The 17084-nt window shown below is 75.3% G+C and carries 15 protein-coding genes; 3 read left to right on the forward strand and 12 right to left on the reverse strand.

Translation table 11 applies throughout. The features are described 5' to 3' along the window. Positions 1-88 precede the first annotated feature (88 nt). The 6 genes from OOK34_RS05305 to OOK34_RS05330 form a co-directional block, all read right to left on the reverse strand. Positions 89-1432 (reverse strand): HEXXH motif domain-containing protein, encoded by a 1344-nt coding sequence (locus OOK34_RS05305; protein WP_267032702.1) that lies wholly within the window; start codon positions 1430-1432, stop codon positions 89-91. After that, positions 1429-2697 carry an FxsB family cyclophane-forming radical SAM/SPASM peptide maturase gene (locus OOK34_RS05310; RefSeq protein ID WP_267032703.1) on the reverse strand — a complete coding sequence of 423 codons (1269 nt, stop codon included), beginning with the start codon at positions 2695-2697 and terminating at the stop codon, positions 1429-1431. Before OOK34_RS05310 ends, OOK34_RS05305 begins: the two co-directional genes overlap by 4 nt. Positions 2698-2817: 120 nt before the next feature. After that, a complete protein-coding gene (gene fxsA, locus OOK34_RS05315; RefSeq protein ID WP_267032704.1) occupies positions 2818-3015 on the reverse strand; it encodes an FxSxx-COOH cyclophane-containing RiPP peptide in 198 nt (65 codons plus the stop codon). A gap of 117 nt (positions 3016-3132) precedes the next feature. Beyond that, positions 3133-7017 (reverse strand): SAV_2336 N-terminal domain-related protein, encoded by a 3885-nt coding sequence (locus OOK34_RS35325; RefSeq protein WP_323183398.1) that lies wholly within the window; start codon positions 7015-7017, stop codon positions 3133-3135. Between the two features lie 6 nt (positions 7018-7023). Further along, a complete protein-coding gene (locus OOK34_RS05325) occupies positions 7024-8088 on the reverse strand; it encodes a MoxR family ATPase (RefSeq protein ID WP_267032705.1) in 1065 nt (354 codons plus the stop codon). Positions 8089-8239: 151 nt separating this feature from the next. Continuing rightward, positions 8240-10291 carry a trypsin-like peptidase domain-containing protein gene (locus OOK34_RS05330; protein WP_267032706.1) on the reverse strand — a complete coding sequence of 684 codons (2052 nt, stop codon included), beginning with the start codon at positions 10289-10291 and terminating at the stop codon, positions 8240-8242. Between the two features lie 139 nt (positions 10292-10430). On the opposite strand from OOK34_RS05330, the gene OOK34_RS05335 reads away from it, so the two are divergent. Beyond that, positions 10431-10616: a DUF6104 family protein gene (locus OOK34_RS05335; protein ID WP_018102711.1), complete on the forward strand. Its 186-nt coding sequence runs from the start codon at positions 10431-10433 to the stop codon at positions 10614-10616. A gap of 373 nt (positions 10617-10989) precedes the next feature. Here OOK34_RS05335 and tgmC read toward each other — a convergent pair whose 3' ends face one another. From tgmC to OOK34_RS05360, 5 genes are all read right to left on the reverse strand, one after another. Beyond that, positions 10990-12156, reverse strand: a complete 1167-nt coding sequence (gene tgmC, locus OOK34_RS05340; RefSeq protein WP_267032707.1) for an ATP-grasp peptide maturase system methyltransferase — start codon at positions 12154-12156, stop codon at positions 10990-10992. Beyond that, positions 12153-13112: an ATP-grasp ribosomal peptide maturase gene (gene tgmB / locus OOK34_RS05345; protein WP_267032708.1), complete on the reverse strand. Its 960-nt coding sequence runs from the start codon at positions 13110-13112 to the stop codon at positions 12153-12155. Before tgmB ends, tgmC begins: the two co-directional genes overlap by 4 nt. Positions 13113-13116: 4 nt before the next feature. Beyond that, the gene (tgmA, locus tag OOK34_RS05350) at positions 13117-13380 is read right to left on the reverse strand and encodes a putative ATP-grasp-modified RiPP (RefSeq protein ID WP_267032709.1); all 264 of its coding nucleotides are present in this window, start codon (positions 13378-13380) and stop codon (positions 13117-13119) included. 47 nt (positions 13381-13427) lie between these two features. Beyond that, entirely contained in the window at positions 13428-13766 is a 339-nt protein-coding gene (locus tag OOK34_RS05355) for a hypothetical protein (RefSeq protein ID WP_267032710.1), read from the reverse strand. Positions 13767-13864: 98 nt separating this feature from the next. Continuing rightward, positions 13865-14383, reverse strand: coding sequence for a hypothetical protein (locus tag OOK34_RS05360; protein ID WP_267032711.1), 519 nt, complete (start codon positions 14381-14383; stop codon positions 13865-13867). 196 nt (positions 14384-14579) lie between these two features. Between OOK34_RS05360 and OOK34_RS05365 the strand changes: the two genes are divergently transcribed. Together OOK34_RS05365 and OOK34_RS05370 are read left to right on the forward strand one after the other, a co-directional pair. After that, complete coding sequence (locus OOK34_RS05365) at positions 14580-15887, forward strand: hypothetical protein (protein WP_267032712.1); 1308 nt, start codon at positions 14580-14582, stop codon at positions 15885-15887. Continuing rightward, positions 15887-16471, forward strand: a complete 585-nt coding sequence (locus OOK34_RS05370; protein ID WP_267032713.1) for a GNAT family N-acetyltransferase — start codon at positions 15887-15889, stop codon at positions 16469-16471. Before OOK34_RS05365 ends, OOK34_RS05370 begins: the two co-directional genes overlap by 1 nt. A gap of 98 nt (positions 16472-16569) precedes the next feature. Here OOK34_RS05370 and sodN read toward each other — a convergent pair whose 3' ends face one another. Next, complete coding sequence (gene sodN / locus OOK34_RS05375) at positions 16570-16965, reverse strand: superoxide dismutase, Ni (protein ID WP_267032714.1); 396 nt, start codon at positions 16963-16965, stop codon at positions 16570-16572. Positions 16966-17084 lie beyond the last annotated feature (119 nt).

The following is a 17084-nucleotide window of genomic DNA, read 5'->3' on the forward strand; positions in this document are numbered from 1 at the left end:
GCGGCCGTCTCCCTGAGGTCCGTGCGGTGGACGGGGTGCGGTGCGGTGCGGAGGGGCTGGCTTGAAAGGTACCGCAGCGGACGGGGCGTCATACCTGTACGAACGGGGCGAGTTCGGGGTGCGCCTCGCACCAGGCGCCGCGTTCGCGTTCCAGGGTGCGGCGGGCGGTGGCGTGCTGGTTGCCGGGCGGCGGGGTCGCGTCCATGGCCCGCTCGGCGGCGGCCATGCCGTCGACGAACTCCCGTCCGGTGACGGTCAGCGCGGGATGGGCGCGCAGGGCGGGCAGGACGGCGGCGACCTGTGCGCGGACCCGGGCGTGCTGGGCCCAGGCGCCGCGGGCCCCGTAGAGGGCGGCGTGCTGCCAGTACCCGGCGAGGGCCAGGTGGGCGTAGGCCCCGTGCAGCAGCCCCTCCAGGGGGCGCGGGTCGGCGCGCCAGGGGGCCCAGTGGCGGGGCGTGCGGTCGGCGGTGTGCAGGGTGAGGACGTCGGCGAGGGCGGCGAGCTTGCCGTGCTGCACCTCGTGGACCAGGGTCGCGGCCAGCGCGGGCGGGGCCTGCGCGCGGGCCAGGACGGAGCCCGCGGCGGCGGGCAGGGTGGCGCCGGTGGAGCGGGAGCCGCCGGCCAGCGGGACCACGGAGCGCAGCAGGCGGCCGATCTCCTCGGCGCGCGCGGAGTCGTAGCGCTCCAGGAGGGTGAGGGCGCCGGACCACTGGATGTCCCAGCGCTTGTGGCCCTTGGGGGTGAGCCGGCGGGCGGGCCGGACGGGGGCCGGGCCGCCGGGGGCGGTGCGGTCGGTGGCCGGGACCCGGTAGGGGTCGAGGTCGTCGAGGGCGGTGCGGCCGCCGGGCAGGGGGTGCAGCGGGAGGATGTCGGCGCTGTCCCAGGAGCGTTCGGTCAGCGCGAGCCGGCCGGGCCGGTCGGGGCGGAGCAGGCCGAGGGTGGGCAGGACGAGGCGGCCGTTGACGGGCCGCAGGGTGGCTTTGAAGCCGATCCCGGCCCGTAGCGCGGCGGCGACGGCGAGCGCCCCGAGGTGGCCGAGGTCGGGCTCGGGCCCTTGGGGGGCGTGCAGCCGGCGCAGGGTCTCCTCGGCCCAGACGCCGGTGGCGGGGTAGTGCAGTACGTCGTGCACGGCCTCGGGGTCCCGGCGTTCGGCCTCCTCCAGCAGGGCCCAGCACTCGGCGGTGTCCGCGCCGGGGGCGGCGTCCAGTACGGCGCGGAGCAGGAGCAGGCGCTTGGAGCGGCGTACGTCGCGCACGAGGCGGGTGCCTTCGGCGGAGGGCTCGGTGGAGGCGAGGACGCGCAGGGTGTGGGAGCTGACGGAGAACCGGGCGAGGTCGGGGGCGGGGGCCGTGGCGGGGGCCGTGGCGGGGTCGCCGGGGGCGGTCCGCTGGGCGGGGAGGCCGGCCGGTGCGGCGTCGGTGCCGTGGGTCATGACGCGGCCCGTCCCGTGGTGGTGGCGGCCTCGTGCAGGGCCCGGGCGATGCGCCGGATGACGGCCTGGAGGTCGGCGCAGTACACGGACGGCTGGCGGAAGCCCTCGCCCGCCCGGTAGCGGTGCGGGTAGTGTCCGCCGCCGCACACCTCGACGAGTTCGCAGGTCCGGCAGCCGGCCGCGAGGGCGTCGCGGCCCAGCTGACGGGCGGCGAAGCCGGGGTGGTCGAGCAGTTCGTCGAAGCTGTGGCCCTCCAGGGTCATGCCGGTCGCGGCGGCCCCCTCGTAGGCGGACTTCAGCGAATCGGCCTGTTCGATGCTGCCGTCGGTCTCGACGACGGCGGTGGTGACGGGCGCCAGGCCGAGGGTCTCGGTGGCGGCGGGCAGGCCCAGGAGCAGCGCGATGACCTCCTCGAAGATGCGGATCCGGGTGCGCCGCACCCCGTCGTGCCACCAGCGTTCGAAGACGGCGAGGAGCCAGTCGCCGTACGGGGTCCCGTGCCCGGTGTGTCCGGGCGGCGGGCTGCTCCAGTTGGCCAGGGGCAGCAGCAGGCCGATGCTGGGCGGGGCGAAGTCGAGCAGGGACTCGTACGTCTCCACCGGGTCCTGGCCGATGTCCACCACGCACAGCACCCCCGCGTAGCTCTCGGGGTGCCGGGCGAGCAGCCGCAGGCCGCGGGCGGCCGCGTCGAAGCCGGGCCGCCCGGAGTGGTCGACGCGGCGGGCGTTGTGGGCGGGCAGCCCGCCGTCGAGGCTGACGCCGACCCGGATCCCGGCCGCGGCCAGCTCGGCGATCCGGGCGCCGGTGAGCAGGGTGGCGTTGGTCTGCACGGCGGCGGTGACCCGGGTGCGGGGCGCGCGCCGGGCCAGGGCGGCCCGTACCGCCTCGACGGGGGCGGCCAGCGCGGAGGGCGCGGCGAGGAGGGGTTCGCCGCCGTGCAGGACGAGGTCCACGCGGGGCAGGTCGTGGGCGGCGGCGTGCTCGGCGATCCGCTCGGCGGCGCGCAGGGCGGTGGCGGGGGCCATGGCGGCGGGGCGGGTGCGCCAGCTCCGGTCGGCCATCTCGTAGACGTAGCAGTAGGTGCAGGCGAGGTTGCAGCGGCTGTGCGTCTTGAGGACGAACTGGCGGATGGGCTGCGGCCGGTGGCCGGCGGCGCGCAGGGCGGGCACGTCGAGGCCGGCGTACGGCCAGCGGGCGTGGCGGGCGTGACCTGCGAGGGTCCGGTGCGCGGGCAGCGCGGGACCGCCCGTGATCGCTTGGCCCATCGCCTGCACCTCCCTCCCCCGGCCACCGCTGGGAGACCCCCAGGACGGTCCATCCCTGCCCTTCGGGCGGGCACGGCTAACGGCGGAAAGTGGTCAACTCCGGCGCGGAGGCGGCGCGCGTCAGGCGACGCCGGAGTCGAACGCGTTGAGGATTTCGGCGGGGTGCGTGACCCGGTCCACCATGCCCGCGATGACCTCGGCGAGCACGGGGTGGTCGATGCCGCGCAGTGCGGCCAGGTCGAGTCCGGAGAGGTCCGGGAGCTGCCCGGGGCACGGGCGGGTCGGTGGTGCTGCCGCGTCCTGACGTCCGGTCACCATGGGCTGCCCGTCCCCTTGTCGTATGCGGAGTCCACTGCGGTGGTCCACTGCCTTTTCCCTGTGGCCGGCGGGGGGAAACGGCCCCCTCGTGCTGTGACCGGCAAGGCTTGCCACCCCCTAGGCACCCGCCTCCAGGGCCTGGACCCGTGCCTGGACGGCGCGGGCCCGGTCGCCTTCGGGGAGGCCCCGGCGCTGCCAGAGCTCCAGGGCGGACCGGTAGGCGTCCAGGGCGGCGCGGGGGCGGGCCAGGCGTTCCAGGACCTCCCCGCGCAGTTCCTGGACCCGGGCGGCGAGCCGGAGGGCGCTGCCGGTGTCCTGTTCGGTGTGCCCCGCCTGGTCGGCCTCCAGCGCGGCGCGCCAGGCCCGGCGGTAGGAGTCCGCCGCGCGGTCGAGGCGGTCCGCGGTGCGGGTGTGGGCGTGGATCTCCTGCTGTACGTCCCCGTGCTCCCGCCAGGCGCGGGCCCGCTCCAGCGGGCCGTGGCTCTGCCGGACGGCCAGCTCCAGCAGGTACTCCGCCTCCCGCAGGTCGACCAGGTCCCCCTCGTAGGCGTGCCGCAGCCGCAGCCCCGCGGCCAGCCGCAGCAGCCGGTACGCGGCCCCGGGGTCGGACTGGGGCACCGCCGAGCGGCTCTCGCGCAGCACCCGTACGGCGGTGGAGGCGAAGGGGCGCCCGTCGGCGGCCCGGGCCCGGTCCAGGAGTACGTCGCCCCACTCGGGCAGCAGCTCCCCGAAGGCCTCCCCGTCCCGGGGGATCAGCCGCCGGGCCCGGCCGTACGCCTCGGCCGCGTCCTCCAGGGCCGCCGGGTCCGCGTCGCGCGCGTACCGGGCGCGGTGCACCCGGGCCAGGCCCAGCAGGGCCGCCAGCCGCAGCTCGGACTCCCCGCCGGCCTCCCCCAGGGCCCGCGCCAGCTGCCCGGCCGCCTCCTCCAGCCGGGCGGGCAGGTACCGCAGGGCCCCGGCCAGCTCGATCCGCACCCGCGCCACCAGCCGCCCCCGCTCCCTCCCACCCCGCCGCCGCCCGCAACCGCCGCCGCCACCCGGCACGGGGGCGGGGGCGGGGGCGGAGCCCGGGCCGGGGGCGGAGCCCGGGGCAGGGGCGGAGCCCAAGCCCGAGGCGGGGTCGAGGCCGGAGGCGGAGCCCGAGCCCGAGGCAGAGTCCGAGCCCGAACCGGAACCGGAGCCGGAACCGGGACCCGGGCCAGAGCCCGGTTCGGGGCCGGCCGGGCTGGCCGGGCTGGCCGCCGGGTCGGCGGTCCCCGCCGCGCGGTGGGGACCGGCGGGGCCGGAGGCCGGAACGGAACTGGAACCGGAGCCCACACCGGGGCCCGGCTGGGGGTCGGCGGTCCCCGCCGCCTCACCGGGGGCGGAGCCCGAGCGGGAGCCAGGGCCGGGGTCGGGGGTTCCCGCCGCGCGGTCGGGGCCGCCCAGGCCAGAGCCCGGGCCGGGGGCTGGACCGGGGCCGGGGGCCGGGCCGGAGCCGGAGCCCGGGCCGGAGCCGGAGCCCGGGCCGGAGCCGGAGCCCGGGCCGGGGCCGGAGCCGGAGCCGGAGCCCGGGCCGGGGCCGGAGCCGGAGCCGGAGCCCGGGCCGGAGCCCGGGCCCGGGCCGGGCGCCGGGGCGCGGGGTGGGAGGAGGGTGGTGAGGGCGGTGGTCAGGGTCGTCGCCGCGTGTTCCGCCAGGGCGGTGCGCTCGCGCGGGTCGGGGGTGCGCGGGAGCAGGGCCACCAGCACCCGGCCCAGGGCCAGCAGCAGTTCGGGGTGCGCGGGCCCCGGGCCGGCCAGGGGCTCCAGCGCGGCCCGCGCCTCGCGCAGCGGCCCGGCGTCGTCGCGCAGCACGCTCAGCCGGATCAGGGTCCGCGCCCGCCGCACGGCGCAGTCCCGGCGCAGCTCCGGGTCGTCGGCGGCGGCTGCCGCGGCCGCGAACTCCCGGTCGGCGGCGGCCAGCAGCTCCTGGTCGGGGCCCGCCGCCCGCGCCCGCTCGTACAGCACCCGGCCCAGCGCCGACCGGCCGGCGGCCGTGCGCAGCCCGGTCACGGACCGTTCGGCCTCGTCGAGGAGTTCCGGGTCCCGCTGGACCGCCCACAGCCGCAGCAGCACCCCGGCGAGTTCGGTCTCGGCCTCCTCCGGCGGGTCCGCGGGCCCGGGCGGGGCCGCCACGGCCCGGCGCAGCAGCGCGGCGGACTCGTACAGGGGCCGCGCGTCCGCGTCGGCCGCCGCCGCGGCGAGCCGTTCCCGGGCCGCGCGCACCGCCCAGGCACGGCCGGGCGGCGGGTACGCCGCGGGCGGCGCCGGGGTCTCCTCGGGCGGTCCCGGCAGGTAGCGGCGTACGACCTGCGCCGAGACCTGCGCGAAGGCCTGCGGGAGCTGCCCCGGGGGCACCCGGCCGCCGCCCGGGGCGGAGTCCGGCGCGGAGTCCGGGTCCTGGTCCGGGTCCTGGTCCGGGTCCTGGTCCGGGTCCGGGTCCGCCGCCGGGGCCCCGGTGAGCTGCGAGACGGCCAGGGCGGGGAAGTTGCGCACCCCCCGGCCGAAGTGCGCCAGTACGTACTCCGAGCAGTGCTTGAGCACCAGCGCGGCCTCGTCCCGCCCCAGCGGCCCCAACAGCACCTCCTGCACCCCGGGGACGAACTCGTACCACTGCCCGGGCGATTCCCCGCTGCGCCGCAGCAGCCCGCTGAGCAGGACCTCCGCCAGGTCGGAGGGCTCCGAGTCCGGCAGCATCGTCCGCTGCACCAGCCGCATCACGGGCAGCGTCAGGGGCGCCGCCGACAGGTACACGGCGAGCTGGACGGCGCCGGGCGCGGCCGAGGAGCGGAAGCGGCGCACCAGCTCGCGCGGCGGCCGGGCGGTCCGGGGCAGCGGTACGGGGGCGGCGGGGTGGTGGGCGAGCACCCGGCCCACCTCGGCCGGCACGGGGCCGGTGCCCAGACCGGCGACGAGCCGGGCCCAGGCCCCGAGGGCGGTGGCGTTCGGAGGGAGCACGGGCACGGTGAGCCCGCCGGTGGGCCGCCCGGGCCGGGCCGGCCGCTCCGGCCGGAACCTCAGCCTCGGCCCGCCGCCACCGCCGCCCCCGCCCGCACCGGCCCGTTCCAGGACTCCGCGCTCGGTCGGCAGCCAGCTGCGGCTCCACAGCCGCTGCGGCAGGGGCTGTACGACCGCGCAGGGCGCGCACTCGGCCCACCGGTGCAGCAGCCGCTGCGCCTCGCCCTCCCGCCACAGCGGCCCGGCGCAGTCGGAGACCACGATGGTCAGGACCCGCCCGGTGGGGTCGCGCAGCTGGTCCCCGGAGCGCAGCCCGCGGCCGGGCACGGGGCCGCGGCCGACGGCGGCGCTGCCGTCCGCGAGCCGGTGCAGATGGTGCGCCTGGACGTCCCGGAAGGCGCCCAGCCGCTCGCACACCGACCGGAGTTCCTCGAACATCTCCCGCCAGACCGCCATGGAGGGCGAGGCGTCCATCACCAGCCGTACGGTCGCCTCGCGCCGGCTCTCCGGCCGGAACACCGGGATGACCAGGCCGAGGGCGCGGGCGCTGGCCTCGGCGGTGGCGGCCTCGTCGAGCACGGTACGGGTGGGCCGGCCGGGGGGCCGGTGCCGCTGGAGGGCGCGCAGGGCCCGCTGGATCTCCAGGATCCGGGGCAGCGCGGCCGCCCCGGGCACCCGTACGGGCACCCCGCCCCCCACCGGGACCTCGGCCCCCGCTCCGGGGCCGGCGGCCTGCCGTTCCCCGACGGCGTGGAGGCTGACCGGGTCCTCGGCCTCCGGCTCGCGCGGCAGCCGCTCGGGGGGCGGCTCGGCGGCGCTCTCCGGCGCCGGCGGGTCCACCGGGGCCTTCGGCGGCGCGGGGTCGGGCTCCGGCCCGCTGTCGGCGGGCCGGGCGGCGCTCCGGGTCCGTCCGGCCAGCCACAGCGCGTCGGCCAGTTCCTCGGCGGACGGGTCGAGCCCGGCGGCGCGCAGCAGCCCGCCCAGGACGCGGATCTCCCCGGCTGCGGCTGCGGATTCCTGGGACACGGCCGCTCACCTCGGGCGGTCGAGGCGCTGGATGAGCAGGTCGGCGAGGTCCTCCCGGGTGGGCGGGGCGGCGTAATGGGTGAGGTAGATGGCGTTGAGCAGCTGGTCGGCGGCGACCAGCTCGGAGCGGGAGCGGCTGAGGAACTCGCGGATCAGGTCGGCGCCGAGCTGGGCGGCCTCCTCCCCGAGGTGGGCCCGGACCATGGTGGCGAGCCGCTTCTCGCCCGGCTGCCCGAGCTTGAGCTGGATGCACCGGCGCAGCAGCGCGGCGGGGAAGTCCCGTTCGCCGTTGCTGGTCAGGATGATGAAGGGGAAGGCCCGGCAGCGCACCCGCCCGTCCCGGACGGTCACCTTGGTCCCGTCGTCGGTGAGGACCTGCACCTCGGGTTCGGAGTCGGCGACCCGTTCCAGCTCTGGCAGGGTGAACTCGCCCTCCTCCAGCACGTTCAGCAGGTCGTTGGGGAGGTCGATGTCGCTCTTGTCGAGTTCGTCGACGAGCAGCACCCGGGGCCGCCGGGTGGGCAGCAGCGCCGTCCCCAGCGGGCCGAGCCGGATGTACCTGCCGATGCCGGGCGCCGCGCCGGTCCCGGCCCCGCCGGCTGCGGCCCCGCCGGTTCCCGCGCCGGCGGCGATCTGCACGTCCTGGAGGCGGGCGAGGGCGTCGTAGCGGTAGAGGCCCTCCTGGAGCACGGTCCGCGAGACCACCGGCCATCGCAGCACCCGGCCGAGCTTCAACTCGTGGGCGACGGCGTGCGCGAGGGTGGACTTGCCCGTGCCGGGGTAGCCGGTGACCAGCAGCGGGCGGCGCAGGTAGAGGGCCGCGTTGACGGCCTCCAGCTCCTCCGGTTCGGGCCGGTGCTGCTCGGCGGCCTGCCGGTGGGCGCCCAGGCGGCGCGCGACGTTCCCGTCGGCCGCCGCGGCGGCCCCGGCCGGCTCCGCGACGGGGCCGCCGTCGAAGTCCCGCCACGGCGGCGGATCCGGCAGGGCCGCGATCCCGTCGTGGGGCTCGCCCACGCCCCGGTAGATGAGCCATTCGTCGTTCACGGCCGTTCCCTCCCACGAAGCCCGCATCGCCCGTGCCCCCGGCGCCGCGCACACGGCACGCGCCCCGGTCCCGCTCCCCGGCCCGCCCCCGCCCGGGCCGCCCTGCCCGCCCGGCCCGTCGTCACGGATCCGCCGTCCCGGGCCCTCCCCCGGACTCCGTCCGGGGGGACCTCCAGCCTCAAAGGTCCCCCTGCAACGGCTCGTCCTCGGGCAGGACCCGCGCCGGGTCGTCCCATACGAGGGCCAGCCCGGCCGCCCAGTAGGCGTCGGGGTCCGCTCCGTACGCCCGCTGCCGCAGGGCCTGGAGGCGCTGCGGCAGCACCGTGCCCCGGCCCGCCTCGGCCAGTTCCTCCCGCAGCCCCCGGTGGAAGGGCGCGCAGGACACCCCCGGGTCCGCCGGGGGCCGCCGGCCCACCACCACCCCGTAGCCCGCTTCCCGTACGGAGTGCAGCGCGCCCAGCGTCGGTTCGGCGCCCGCCGCGCGGCAGAGCACCGGCACGGTGTTGTCCACCAGCCCCTCCAGCCACCCGGGCGAGGGGCTGCGGGGCCGCCCGCGCAGGCAGTCGGCCCGCTGGTCCAGCAGCGGGCCCGCCTGCACCCGCGCCCACCGCCCGGCCGAGACGGCGTCGCCGCCGAAGCGGAACACCACCGGCCGCTGTACCCCGACCGGTGTGCCGCCCGACACGGCCCACTCGTCCACCGCGAGCCCGAACAGCTCGGGTGCCACCATCACTTCGAGGAGCGCGGCCGCCTCGTGCGTGTCGCACCGCCGGAACCCCTCGGCGAGCGGGGCGCGCAGTGCCTCGGGCAGGGCCGCCAGGGTGGCCCGTACGCCGGCGGCCACCGGGGTGACCCGGTCGGGGCGGGCGGGGCCGGCCAGTACCGACACCCGCCAGTCGTAGACCTCCTCCCAGCCGTGCGCCCAGGCCTCCAGCAGCACCGAGGGCCCGGCGGGCAGTCCCGCGGCCCGCCGGACGGGGCCGTGCACCGCCCGGCCGGCGGCGGCGCGGCGGCGCCGTTCGCGCTCGGCCAGGCCCCGCTCGTGCCGCTCCCCCAGCTCCCGGCGCAGCGGGCGCCACAGCCGCTCCGCGGTGGCCCGTACCCAGTCCCACAGCTCCTCGTCGGCGCCCGGCGCCGGCGGTTCGAGGTAGTCGGCCACGCTCACGCCGGTCGCGTACCGGAGCATGGCGGCGGCCTCGCCGCCCGCGCCCGGCGGGTCGTGCAGCAGCCCCAGGCCGTCGCGCCAGCTGAGCGGGGCGGGCAGGGTGGTGTCGGGCTCCTCGCCCCGGGCCTGCTCGGCGAGTTCGCGGACGGCCTCCGAGGAGCCGGGCGGCGGGAGCTCGGCGAGCAGTCCGCACAGGGTGGTGCGTTCGCCGGCGGTGAGCCGGCCGCGGCCGCCGTACGGGTCCCCGTCCCCGGCGGGGAGCTCGTCGTGCACGTCGGTCCAGGTCCGGCGGCTGTCGAGGTCGCTCAGGTGCCGGTCGTAGTGGTGGAGGTCGTGGGCCTGCATGACCCTGCGGTAGAGCCCGGTCTGGCCGGTCGCCGCCATCGGCAGGGTCCGCAGCTGGGCCACCGAGACGGCGAGTCCGCCGCCGCCCCCCTGCCGGCGGGCCTTGACCACGCCGACGACCTCCCCGCGCGCCAGGTCCACCACGGGTCCGCCTGACATGCCGGGCTCGATCTCGTCGTCGTCGCCGAGACGGATCGCGGCGCCGCCGGCGGCGATGCCGCGCAGCCGGGTCGTGCGGCCGGTGATCTCGCGGATGCCGAGTTCCTCGGTGCAGCCGAAGTACGCGGCCTCGTCGAGCCGGGGTCTGGCCCGGTCGGTCAGCCATACGCAGGCGTGGGTGATGGGCGAGAGCACCCGGACCAGCGCCAGGTCCGGCAGGTCCCACAGGGCCCGCCGCCCGGGCCGGCGCTCGTCGAGCCGCTCGGGAAGGACGCACTCCACCCGGCCCGCCACCGTCCCGGTCGCACCGTCGCCCCCGGAGGAGAAGGTGATGCCGACCTCACGCCCGGCCAGCCGCACGGCAGCACCCCCTTCGCCGACCACGTGCGCGCACGTGAGGACCCAGCCGGGGGCGATGAAGAACCCGCTCCCCCACGTCGGCCCCGTCCCAGGGCTCTCATACCCGTCCGGGGGCGCGTGGACGCGTACGGTGGCGGCCCGGACCAGGGGCTCCAGGAGCTCGAAGGCGCGCGCGGATCCGGCCGTGCGCCCGTCCGGCATCTCCAGACCCCCGTCCCCCGCTCGCCCCGCCGAGGCCGTCCAAGGTAGCGCCGGCGGCCCCGGCGACGGGAGGGTCTCGCCGGTAAGCGGATTATCCTGGCGGGAAACACCCCCATCACCACACGGCACGGAGCCCGACTTGTACTTCACCGATCGCGGCATCGAGGAGCTGGAGAAGCGGCGCGGCGAGGAGGAGGTCACCTTCGAGTGGCTCGCCGAACAGCTCCGCACGTTCGTCGACCTCAACCCGGACTTCGAGGTCCCGGTCGAACGCCTGGCGACCTGGCTGGCCCGCCTCGACGACGACGAGGACGAGGACGAGTAGTCCGAGGAGCAGCGCACACGACTGAGGGGCCCGACCGCATGCGGTCGGGCCCCTCAGTCGTTCTGACCGCGCAGGCAAGGCCTGGATCAGGCGGCCTTGGTGTCCCAAAGATCCGGTCGCTCCCCTGAGCGCCGTGTGCCAGGTCCGCGTGACCTGCGGATATGCCGGTGACCAGGCATTTCCAGATGCCGGGAGTGCTCGGCGGGCGGGCGGCCGTACAAGGTGCGCTCCATCCCCGGCGAGAAAGTGTGTGCGCTCCGCCCTGAGTCGAGGGCGCCTCAGCCAGAGTTCGAACGACCTGCCGCGCTGCTGGCCGGAATAGGTGTGTACGCCCCGGCCGGAGGAGGGTCGGCCGGGGCCACGGTGCTGCGGATCAGCAGACCGGGTGTTGCCAGCGCAGCTCTGAGGAGTTCGCGAGGCAGTACGTGTGACCCCGCTCGGTCATGCGGAGGCGGACCTCGGTGATGCCCGGCCGTCCGATGTCGGCCCATCCGAGGAGGGCCCGCTCGATGTCGTCCCACAGACGGACCGGGCCGCCCTGGCGTACGTCCCACGCGTCGCCGTCCTGGACGAGCTCGGCGAACGATTCTCGGTTCGGGTCGAAGAGGTAGACGCGGGCCCTGCCGTCGCTGGCCCGGACCCGCACGACCTGGGCCGCTGGAGCTGCCAGCTGCGCCAGGAAGGCCGGCATCGGCTCGTCGAGGTCGGTCGGGGCCACGAGGGCCCTCCGCCGGCTGTCGGCGTACGCCACGCGGGAGGAGAGGTCTCCGGCGATCGGCGTGACGGCCTGAGAACGCGCCTGCATGAAGCTGGCGTGGGAGACGAACCGCCCCTCGGCCGTCCCGTCCTCGTTCACGGTGACCTTGGCGAGGCCGGTTCCGGTGGTCAGCGACCCGATGGTGGCCAGGATGATCCCGCCGGGGCGGGTCTGCCGGACCCACGTGTAGGGGATCCGCCGGACGCCGCAGGTGGCTACCACCCGGTCGTACGGGGCGCGGCGGGGAAGACCGAGGAGTCCGTCCCCCGTGACGGTCCAGGTGGAGAACCCTGCGGTCTCCAGGGCCGCGTCGGCGCGGGCGGCCACTCCCGGGTCGACCTCGATCGTGGTGATGTTGTCCTCGCCCAGGCGGTGACACATCAGGGCCGAGGAGTAGCCGGTCCCGGTGCCGATTTCCAGCACCTGGTGCCCGTCCTCGACCTCCAGCTCCTCGATCATCTCCAGCACCAGCCCCGGATCCGTGGAGGACGAGGTCGGGATGCCCTGGACCGGCCCCGGCGCCTGGTCGGCGGTGAGGTGGTTGTCGAGCTGCGTAACGAGGGACTCGTCGGAGTACGCGATCTCGGTCCACTCCGCCGGGTCCGTGCCGGCCGCGGTCACGGGCCGCCAGAGCCCGTTTCCGGCGGGCAGGAAGACGCCCGGGTTGAGAAACAGTTCGCGGGGGACGGCTTCGACGGCCTTTCGCCACGCGGGGGTGCGGATGGAGCCTGCGGCTTCGAGGCGGTCGGCGAGGGCCTGCCGCTCGGGGCTGGTGTCGATCACGGGGTGCCTCCTTGGGCGAGCAGATCAGCGAAGGCGGCCGCCATCGGAAGCCCGGTTTGCTCCTCCAGCCAGCCCCATTGACCGTTGGGGTTCAGTTCCAGGAACCAGTGCGAGCCGTCGCGGTCGACGGCGAGGTCGAAGCTTCCGGACGCAAGGCCGAAGGTGTCGAGGAAGGCGATGAGACCCTTCTCTACCTGGGCGGGCAGGGTGACGACCGAGTAGGTCAGGGCAGAGTAGTCCCGCCGCCAGTCCAGAAGCCCGGAGTCGATGCGCACGGCGAAAACCTCGCGGCCCACGATCAGGACCCGGACGTCGCACACCTTGTTGACGCGCACCTGGAAGAGATGCGGGGCGACCCGGACGCGGTCGTCAATCTCGCGGGCGGTGACCGGTTCCGCCCACGGGGCCAGGGGAACGCCGTCTCGCTGGTAGGACGTCAACCGCAGCGTCTTGTAGATCACCTCGGAATGTGCCGCGACGAACTCGCGAGCGTCCGCAGGGTCGTTGGTAACGAGCGTCGGTGGCACGGCGAGGCCGAGACGCTGGGCTAGGGCCAGCTGTTGGGGCTTGTAGTCCGCTTCGGCGTTCAGCGCCGGGTGGTTCACCCACAATGCGCCGTCGAGGGCGCGCAGGACGCCGCCGAGTCCATGTCGCGTCTGCGCGGAGGCGAAGCGGGCATCGTCGGGGCCCAGGTGGTGGAAGGTCGGCCAGGTCGGCCGACGCCAGTACACGGACCGTACGTCATCCAGCCGGGCGGTTCTCGTCGGGGTGAGCACCCGCCCGGCCTCGTGGGCCGAGCGGGTGCCGTACCGAGCCGAGACCGTCAGGCCGTCGCCGATGTCGGCGAGGTTGAACCTCACCACCGGCACATGCCGCCGGTTGAGGTGGGTGATGACCCTGTCGGCGGTGGGGTCATCCACCTCCGTGGCCACCAGGACCGGCCTCTCCTCGGTCATGGGATCAGTCCTGCTCGTCGTCCTGGTCGGGGCGCTGGTCGGTGGCTCCCGGCTGTCCGTCCGGGCTGGTCGTCTCCGAGGAAGCGGTGGCCTTCGCGGTGCCGTGCTGGCCCATCTCGACCACCTCGCCGTGCCGGTCGCGGAAGATCCCGAGCTGGGTGTCGGGGTCGATCGTGACGGAGGCGTGCGGCAGCTGCACGGTGTTGGTGTACGGGGCGAGTCGGCTGGTTCCCCAGGGGGTGATGGGGGTGGGGTACGTGATGGACATGGGACTCCGATCGGTTGGTGGACCCGGGCCCGGGTGGGACCGGGGAGTCAGAGGGTGTCGAGCAGGGCGCGCGCGGCGATGAGGAGCGGCGTCAACCCACTCACCTGATCGGCCAGGGCGGCCTCGCCACCCGGCCGGCTGTCGAAGTAGTTGCTTCGCAGCCAGCACATCCAGGGGTCGTGGCGGACGGCCCACCCGTAGCAGCAGAGGCGACAGTCGGCCATCGGACTTCCGTACCTGATGGCGATGGGCGCAAGCTGCCCACAGCTGGCGCACGGCATGTCTGCCCGCGTGCACGCGCCGTCAGGGTGGGCCGCGGACTGCATCACCTCCAGCGTCAGCCGGTGGAGGTCGAAGGCCTCGCGCTCCATGCGCTCGTGCGTCACTTCACTCCCTCCCGAAGAACGCCCACGACGAGGGCCGCCGCGACTCCAGCGAGGACCAAGAGGTACAGGGCCTGTCTCCGACGCTCATCCATGCGGCGTCACCTCGCGTCCAGCCCCGAGCGCGCGCCCGCGTAGTGGGTCTCCTGGACGGCGTCGGCGATCCGAGCCGCACCGACGCGGACGAGGAGTTGGACGGCGGCCGTCCGGCAGAAGTACGCCCCCGGCCCGGGTGTGGCGGCCCAGTAGATGGGCCGGCTCTCGCTGGGGCGGTCGAGGCTGATGTCCGGTACCCCGAGGTGGGTCCCCCGGCTGAGGCATTCCACCGGGCTCCGAGGGCTCCATCGGTCCGATGTCCCCGGCTCGACGAGCGCGTAGTAGTTCCGGCCGCGCGAGTCGTGGATGACCGGCCCCTCGAAGGCGAGGGCGAGTGCGATGTCGACGACGCGGCGCTCGGAGCTCTCGGCGGCCGCGTAGGCGAGGGCGTCGGGGATGCGTACGGCCTCGAAGCGGGCGCCGAGCGGCAGTACGGCGATGCCGTGGTCCTGCCACTCGGACTGGGCGTCCGCAGGCTCGGACAGACAGCTCGCGTACCAGTCGGCCGTTCTCTTGGAAGACATGGCGGCTCCCTAGCGTCATCGGGTGGACGGTCGGCGGGCGTTGCCCGTCGGCTCCCTCACCTACGAGTCAACGGCTCCCGGGCCGGGGCCGCCGGACCTTCGGCCGGACTTTCGGCCGGACTTTTCGCGTCGAGCGGGCTTTCAGGAGCGGGGAAAGCCGCTACGGTCAGAGACCCCCAGATCACCGGAGGTGACGGTGCAGCCCGATCTGACAGCCTTCGCGCACGCGTGCATCGTCCAGGGCTGGGAGAAACCGGCGGACTTCCTGCGGGCGTTCCAGATGACGGCGGACATCCTCGGCGAACCGGTCACGCTGACGGATCGGCAGGTCCGGCGATGGCGACAGCCCAACCCGCCCGCGCCGCGCGCGAAGGCCTGGCGGACATTACACGCCATGTTCGGACTTTGTCCGACCGAGCTGGGTTTCCCGGGGCCGCCGCCGAGTGCCACCGTGGGGTTAGCAGCACACCCCGCGCAGAAGGGCATTCCTGTGGCCATGGACCGACGTGCCTTCCTCGCCGACTCCGTCGGCGTCACCGCCGCCTTGGGCATGCCTGCCCATACCCGGCCGATGACCCCACTCGGGGCGTCAGGGTCCGTCGGCACCGCCCATCTCACTGAACTCCGCGCCGGCCTTCGAAGCCTGTTCCATCTGGACGACGCGTACGGCGGCGGTGACGTCCGCTCCCTGGCCGTCCGCCACCTGCGACGCGTCCGCCGCGTGATCAATACCGGCCAATACCCGGACACGATCGGCCGCCAGCTCCAGCTCCTCTCGGGCGAGATCGCCGAACACTGCGGCTGGCTCTACTACGACGCTGACGACCAGGAGAGTGCGCGACGCTACTTCGGCGAAGCCCTCACCACGGCCACCATGCTGAGGGACACGAACCTGGAGATTTTGATCTTCTCCTCCATGAGCCTTCAGGCGTGCCACGAGGGAAGAGCACGGGACGGCCTCGACCTCGCGCGCGCGGCCCAGGAACGGGCGACGAGCCTCGGCTCCCCCGTGCTCCAATCCCTCATCGCCGCCCGGGAAGCGCGAGCCCTCGCGCTGATGGGCGACGGTGCGACGGCCAACTCCCGGCTCGGCACGGCAATGAAGCTCATGACCCGCAAGGGCCGGCCCTCCCCCGAGTGGACCGCCTTCCACGGGCCAGCGGAACTTGAGTACGCACAGGGCCTCCTCTACAGCGAGCTCGGCCACCACTCCGCCGCCACCCAATTCCTCAGCGCGGCCCTCCAGCACCAGGAGACCACCTACGGACGGAACAGAGCCCTCTACCGGATCACCCTGGCCAAGAACCTCATCGCCGCCGGAGAGGTGGACGAGGGAGCCGCGCATGCGGTAGGCAGCCTGGAGCACCTGGAAGAGGTCGAATCCGGGCGTGTCACGAAGCGGCTGGCCGAGGTGGCCGGCGCGCTGGGGAACGTCGAAGCCGCCTCCGCCCGTGAGGCTGCTGGAGAACTGGCCGAGTACGTACGGGCAAGGGGGGCAGCGTGATGTCCGAGGTGAGGTACGAGCGATTCGAGGGGCACGAGGCCGCTGGCGGCCTCGACGCGTTCCTTCCCGCCTACGAGGAGGTTTACGCCGAGCCGCCCTACTGCGAGGGCCCGTCCGACGTCGCGCAGTTCATCGATCACTACCTCGTCCACGTCCAGCGGGCCGGGATGCGGTTGATCATCGCCCGGGACGGTGATGAGGTCATCGGCTTCGCGTACGGGTACCTGCTCCCGGCTGACACCGGGTGGTGGGGCAACCTGGACAGGGCGCTTCCGGAGGACTTCACGCGCGAGGACGGCGCCCGTACGTGGGTGATCCTGGAGCTGGCCGTCCGCAAGCCGTGGCGCCGCCGGGGCATCGCCGCGGCCCTGCACGCCGCCCTGCTCGACGGCCTCGGCGTGGAGCGGGTCACGCTCACGGTGAGGCCCGAGCCTGAGGCCGCCCCCGCCCAGACGGCCTACGCCGCATGGGGGTACCGCGCGGTCGGCACGTCCCATCCGTGGGAGGACGCCCCGTTCTACAAGGCGATGGTCCTCGAAGTCACCACCGACCGAAACTCCATCTCCCGAACGTCTCCCAGATGATCTCGGGAGAGCCCAACGGCCCGGCCGCATGAAGCGGTCGGGCCGTTGTCATTTGCGCTCTGACCAGCAGCGCAGGGAGATCCTTCGGGCGCCCAAGATCAGGCGGCCTTGGTCTCCCAGAAGATGCGGTCGATCTCGGCGATGAGCTCCAGGGCCTTCTGCCCGGTCGCCGGGTCGTTCGACGCCTTGGCGGCCGAGAGGGCCTTCAGGGTGTCGTTGACCAGGGTGTGGAGCTGCGGGTACTTCTCGAAGTGCGGGGGCTTGAAGTAGTCGCTCCACAGCACCGACACGTGGTGCTTCGCGAGCTCGGCGCGCTGCTCCTTGATGGTGATGGCGCGCGCGCGGAAGTCCGCGTCCTCGTTGGCCTGGTACTTCTCCTGGACGGCCTTGACGGACTCGGCCTCGATACGGGCCTGGGCCGGGTCGTACACGCCGCAGGGCAGGTCGCAGTGGGCGGAGACCTTCACCTTGGGGGCGAAGAAGCGGGAAAGCATTGGAGTGGGTCCTCCTCGTGATCGTCTTCTCAAGGGTGGAGATTACTCGCTGAGAAACCGGAAATCGCGGGCGCCCCCGTGGGCTTAGGACAAAAGTCCAGGGCGGGCCGAGGAGTGGT

This window comes from Streptomyces sp. NBC_00091, assembly GCF_026343185.1.
GTDB lineage: Bacteria > Actinomycetota > Actinomycetes > Streptomycetales > Streptomycetaceae > Streptomyces.

Bases quoted from the DNA above. Each gene is read 5' to 3' on its own strand.
- OOK34_RS05370 (WP_267032713.1), top strand. From the start codon at position 15,887: ATGTCCGAGGTGAGGTACGAGCGATTCGAGGGGCACGAGGCCGCTGGC.
- sodN (WP_267032714.1), bottom strand. From the start codon at position 16,965: ATGCTTTCCCGCTTCTTCGCCCCCAAGGTGAAGGTCTCCGCCCACTGC.
- OOK34_RS05360 (WP_267032711.1), bottom strand. From the start codon at position 14,383: ATGTCTTCCAAGAGAACGGCCGACTGGTACGCGAGCTGTCTGTCCGAG.
- OOK34_RS05310 (WP_267032703.1), bottom strand. From the start codon at position 2,697: ATGGGCCAAGCGATCACGGGCGGTCCCGCGCTGCCCGCGCACCGGACC.
- tgmB (WP_267032708.1), bottom strand. From the start codon at position 13,112: ATGACCGAGGAGAGGCCGGTCCTGGTGGCCACGGAGGTGGATGACCCC.
- tgmA (WP_267032709.1), bottom strand. From the start codon at position 13,380: ATGTCCATCACGTACCCCACCCCCATCACCCCCTGGGGAACCAGCCGA.
- fxsA (WP_267032704.1), bottom strand. From the start codon at position 3,015: ATGGTGACCGGACGTCAGGACGCGGCAGCACCACCGACCCGCCCGTGC.
- OOK34_RS05325 (WP_267032705.1), bottom strand. From the start codon at position 8,088: ATGCGGGCTTCGTGGGAGGGAACGGCCGTGAACGACGAATGGCTCATC.
- OOK34_RS05330 (WP_267032706.1), bottom strand. From the start codon at position 10,291: ATGCCGGACGGGCGCACGGCCGGATCCGCGCGCGCCTTCGAGCTCCTG.
- OOK34_RS05305 (WP_267032702.1), bottom strand. From the start codon at position 1,432: ATGACCCACGGCACCGACGCCGCACCGGCCGGCCTCCCCGCCCAGCGG.